Source organism: Nitrosophilus sp. (assembly GCF_982775275.1).
In genome coordinates, this window is sequence record NZ_CEXZHP010000070.1 from 3144 (window position 1) to 7412 (window position 4269).

General features: G+C 33.8%; 5 protein-coding genes. 1 reads left to right on the top strand and 4 read right to left on the bottom strand.

The window, feature by feature from the left end:
• The 4 genes from AC30RD_RS04780 to tig all read right to left on the bottom strand — a co-directional run.
• Positions 1-1034: ATP-binding protein (locus AC30RD_RS04780; RefSeq protein ID WP_489493161.1), on the bottom strand; the 1034-nt coding region annotated here is incomplete at its 3' end.
• 9 nt (positions 1035-1043) lie between these two features.
• Entirely contained in the window at positions 1044-1580 is a 537-nt protein-coding gene (gene def, locus AC30RD_RS04785) for a peptide deformylase (protein WP_489493162.1), read from the bottom strand.
• Position 1581: 1 nt separating this feature from the next.
• Positions 1582-2172, bottom strand: a complete 591-nt coding sequence (gene clpP / locus AC30RD_RS04790; RefSeq protein WP_489493163.1) for an ATP-dependent Clp endopeptidase proteolytic subunit ClpP — start codon at positions 2170-2172, stop codon at positions 1582-1584.
• Positions 2169-3470 carry a trigger factor gene (tig, locus tag AC30RD_RS04795; RefSeq protein ID WP_489493164.1) on the bottom strand — a complete coding sequence of 434 codons (1302 nt, stop codon included), beginning with the start codon at positions 3468-3470 and terminating at the stop codon, positions 2169-2171. Before tig ends, clpP begins: the two co-directional genes overlap by 4 nt.
• A 90-nt stretch (positions 3471-3560) precedes the next feature.
• On the opposite strand from tig, the gene folE reads away from it, so the two are divergent.
• Entirely contained in the window at positions 3561-4139 is a 579-nt protein-coding gene (gene folE, locus AC30RD_RS04800; RefSeq protein WP_489493165.1) for a GTP cyclohydrolase I FolE, read from the top strand.
• The last annotated feature ends 130 nt before the right edge of the window (positions 4140-4269 follow it).

A 4269-nucleotide genomic window follows, 5' to 3' on the forward strand; every position in this document is an offset into this window, starting at 1 on the left:
TCGGTATTATATTCGATTTTTGAGTTAACACGGGAAATCAATATTTTTCTATCTTCTAAAGGCTCTCTTAAAGCTTCTAAAACATTTTTTGAAAAATGGGGAAGTTCGTCAAAAAAAAGTATACCTCTATTTGCCAAAGCTACTTCGCCTATTTTTGCGCTATTACTACCCCCTCCAAATATACTGGCCTTGGTAGAAGAGTGGTGAGGAGATCTAAATGGACGCAATGGGACAAATGATGGCTCATTTTTATCCATTGCGTCCAATTTTGCGATTTCCAATATTTCAGACAACTTAAGTGGAGGTAAAATATATCTCAATCTTTTGCTTATCATACTTTTCCCACAGCCGGGACTTCCTTCAAATAAAATATTATGAAACCCTGCAGCTGCGATAAGAGCCGCCCTTTTTGCAAAATCTTGCCCTTTTACTTCAAAAAAATCAAATTCAAATATATCAAAATAATAATATCTTTCTTCACCTATTTTTATATATTTATAATTTAACTCTTGTGCATCTACTTTTATCTTTTTTCCACTTTTAAAAAATTCGACTGCTTCTTGAAGTGTATCTACGCTATATATTTCGATATCGGGTATTTTTGAAACCTTATCAACCGACTCTTTAGGTATAAGCACTTTTATTTTTTCAATCTCCTCTTTTAAAGATAAAACAAGAGGAAAAATAGAGTTTGTATCTTTTAATTTTCCGTTTAATCCAAGCTCGCCAAATATATAAAAATCGCCAAAATCTATATCATCATTTTGAAGAGCGATACTTAACGCAATAGCAAGATCAAAATGGCTTCCGCTCTTTTTTAAATCGCTTGGAGATAGATTTATCGTAACCTTTAAAGGAGGAAACTTAAAACCTATAAAATTTAAAGCAGACTTTACCCTCTCTTTAGATTCTTGAATGGAGTTTGAGGCCAAACCCACTACATTAAAAGAGGGGAGTCCTCTAACAAAGGAGCTTTCAACCTCAACAACATAAGCTTTTGCGTTATAAAAAGTGGCACAATTAATCTTTTTCAAAAATATTTCCTATATTGTTTTGCCTTTTTTGCTTCCGCTCTCTTTTCTTCTTTTTCTCCACTCTTTTTCAAATTTTTTTCTTTTTAAAAAAGAGAGTTTTTCAATAAAAAGATGGCCGTTTAAATGATCTATCTCATGTTGAAAAGCTATAGCCAACAATCCATCGGTTTCTATAATTTTTTTATTTCCCTCTCTGTCAAAAAACTCAACCTTTACCCATTGGGCTCTTTGGACGTCATCATAATATTCCGGGACGCTTAAACAACCTTCTGTATAAGTTGTCGTCCCTTTTGTCTCTATAATTTTAGGATTAATAACTTCTATTAAATCCTCTTTTTTTTGATTCCCCTCTTCATCGGGAAGATTTATTATCAATGCCCTAAGAGGCACTCCCACCTGAATAGCCGCTAATCCTATACCTTTTTTATGGATCATCGTCTCATACATATCATCAAGAAGGGTGTGGAGCTCTTTATCAAATTTTTTTACAGATTTTGATACCTCTTTTAATCTTTTATCTGGATAAACCAATATCTCTCTTATCATCTTATTTCATACTCTTATCTAAAACTTGGTCAATCAGCCCATACTCTTTTGCCTCTTGGGAACTCATAAAAAAGTCTCTATCTGTATCTTTTGCTATTTTTCTTAAAGGCTGTCCGGTATTTTCTGCCAAGATCTCATTTAACATATGTTTTAATCTAACTATCTCTTTTGCCTGTATCTCAATATCCGTAGCCTGTCCTTGAGCACCACCTAAAGGCTGATGTATCATAATCCTTGCGTGGGGGAGGGCATATCTTTTGCCCTTTGCGCCGCTGCTTAGCAAAAAAGCACCCATAGAGGCTGCTTGGCCTATACATATAGTAGAAACGTCTGGCTTAATATAATTCATAGTATCGTATATGCTAAGTCCGCTTGTTATAACTCCTCCTGGGGAGTTAATATATAAATAGATATCTTTGTCAGGATCTTCTGCTTCCAAAAAGAGAAGCTGAGCAACTATTGAAGATGCAACGGCGTCGTTTATTTCGCCGCTTAGCATAATAATTCTATCTTTTAAAAGCCTCGAATAAATATCATAGCTTCTCTCGCCCCTACCGGTTCTTTCTATAACGTATGGAATATAGTAGCTCATTTAGCCTCCAATTTTTTATTAAGAAGATGAGTTAAAAGTTTATCTTCTATCATAGCCATTTTTATTGCCGGAAGCAAACCCTGTTTTTGATAAGCTTCCAATACCTCTTGAGGATTTTGTCCCATCTGCATAGCTTCATAATAGATTGTTTGGATTACTTCATTATCGTCAACTTTAATACCCTCTTTTTTGGCAAGAGCGTCAACGATAAATGTAGCTTTTACGCTTTTTTTTGCCTCATCTTTTAAAGACTCTCTTAACTCTTTTACTTTTTCGGGATTCTCTTTTAACTCTTTTAGCTCATCTTCACTCATACTTCTTAGTTTTTCGTTCAATTTAATATCGATCTCTTGCTCTACAATATTTTGAGGAAGATCAAAATCATACTTTTTGACAAGATTTTCTATAAGTTTTGGTTTTAACTCTTCGTTATAAAGTTTGGACAATTTTTCGCTTTTTATCTGCTCTTTGATTTTCTTTTTTAAAAGCTCAACAGTTGGATTCTCTTCGTTTGGAAGCATCTTTTTAGCAAGCTCATCATCGATTTTAGGCTCCTCTTTTACCTGAATCTCTTTTAATGTCACATCAAATTTGGCTTTTTTCCCGGCGATTTCTTTATTGTGGTAATCTTGAGGGAAAGTAACTTCTATTGTTTTGCTCTCGCCCGGTTTCATTCCTATTAACTGCTCTTCAAAACCTTCTATAAATTGGTTTGAGCCGATTTTTAATTGAAAATTTTGAGCGCTTCCTCCCTCGATCTCTTTATCATCTACATAACCTTTAAAGTCGATAATCGCGATATCCCCTTCTTTAAGAGGTCTATCCTCTTCAACTTTTTTTGTCGGAGCCGTTGCTGCCGCAAGCTCTTTTAATCTATTTTCAACCTCTTCATCACTAACTTCTGGCTCTTTAAAATCTGGGATTAACTCTTCATAATCTTCTAAATCAATTTTTGGTTTAAAGCTTATTTTGATTTCTGTCTCTATGACATCCTCTTTTTTATCAAATTTTGTAACAGCCGGCTCTCCTAAAATCTCATCTTTTTTGATACCAAGCTCTTCTAATGCTTTTTTATAAACTTCTTGCAAAGCTTCTGCTTCAGCATCTTTTTCCAACTTTTCGCCATATCTTTTTTTAACAACGGCAACAGGAACTTTGCCTTTTCTAAAACCAGGAAGATTTAATGTTTTGCTAAGGTCTTTAGCAATTTTTTGAGTTTTAGACTCAATCTCGCTCTTTTGAATCTTTGCGCTAACTTGCGCGTTTGCATTGTCAATTTTTTTTGCAACTATTTCCATTTTTACCCTTTATAAAAAATTTTAGTTGCAATTTTAGCAAAAATATGCTTTACTTTTGTAAAAAAGGAAAAATTAAATAAGGAAAAATTTATGGATGAAAAAAAAGAGTTTGAAAACGCGGTAAAGACAATATTGGAAATAATTGGAGAAGATCCAAAAAGAGAAGGATTAATTAAAACTCCCCAAAGAGTATATAAAGCGTTTTTGCATTTAACACAAGGATATAAAAAAGATCCCAAAGAGATATTAAACGAAGCGCTTTTTACCTCTTCAAACGATGAAATGGTTGTTGTTAGAGATATTGAATTTTACTCTCTTTGCGAACATCATCTTTTACCGATAATTGGTAGGGCACATGTAGCTTATATTCCTAATGGCAAAGTTGTTGGACTATCAAAAATACCAAGAATGGTAGAGGTTTTTGCTCGAAGACTTCAGATTCAAGAACAGATGACCGAACAAATAGCTGATGCCATCATGGAGACAATAGATCCAAAAGGTGTTGGAGTTGTTATACAAGCAAGACATATGTGTATGGAAATGAGAGGAGTGGAAAAAATCTGTTCAACTACAGTAAGTTCAGCTTTAAGAGGTATATTTAAAGAAAATATAAAAACAAGAGAAGAGTTTTTTAGCATAATAAACTCTCCCCAAGGAAATAGATTTTGAAATTGGAAATTAGGCATTAGGAATTAGGCATTGGGAATTGGGAATTGGGAATTTGGAATTGGGAATTAGTGATTCTCATTACTACTTTCTAACTTTTTCACTTTTTCACTTAACTATTCAACCACTCAAC

Coding starts and splice junctions, on each gene's coding strand:
- def (WP_489493162.1), bottom strand. CDS start 1,580: ATGATAAGAGAGATATTGGTTTATCCAGATAAAAGATTAAAAGAGGTA.
- clpP (WP_489493163.1), bottom strand. CDS start 2,172: ATGAGCTACTATATTCCATACGTTATAGAAAGAACCGGTAGGGGCGAG.
- tig (WP_489493164.1), bottom strand. CDS start 3,470: ATGGAAATAGTTGCAAAAAAAATTGACAATGCAAACGCGCAAGTTAGC.
- folE (WP_489493165.1), top strand. CDS start 3,561: ATGGATGAAAAAAAAGAGTTTGAAAACGCGGTAAAGACAATATTGGAA.